General features: G+C 73.9%; 1 pseudogene. It reads right to left on the reverse strand.

Annotation, left to right across the window (positions count from 1 at the left end):
- Nucleotides 1-13: 13 nt before the first annotated feature.
- Nucleotides 14-406 (reverse strand): annotated as a pseudogene (locus tag V2S66_RS34385) (nickel transporter); the annotation flags it as partial.

The following is a 406-nucleotide window of genomic DNA, read 5'->3' on the forward strand; positions in this document are numbered from 1 at the left end:
GGTTGGGGTGGTGTCAGGTCGGTAGGGCTTGCAGGGCGGTGCCGAGGCCCACGGCGAGGATGAGGGTGGCGGTGGCCAGGGGGGTGAGTCGGGTGCCCCAGTCTGTGAGGGTGTGCCAGCGGCTTGCGTGGGGGGTGGGGATCTTGTCGCGCAGGTGGAGCAGGAGGAGTCCGGCGGCGGCGAGTGTGGCGGCCATGCCGAGGCCGTAGCAGACGACGAGCAGGATGCCGAAGCCGGTGCGTCCCAGGGCGATGGAGCCGAGTAGCACCACGAGGGCGGAGGGGCTGGGGACCAGGCCGCCGGCGATGCCGATGCCGATCAGGCCGCCCCTGCCGCGGCGTGAGCGGGGGGCGTGGCTGTGGCGGTGGCGGCCGAGCCATCCGTGGGTGTGGCGGTGGTCGCCGTG

Source organism: Actinacidiphila polyblastidii (assembly GCF_036353415.1).
GTDB lineage: Bacteria > Actinomycetota > Actinomycetes > Streptomycetales > Streptomycetaceae > Actinacidiphila > Actinacidiphila polyblastidii.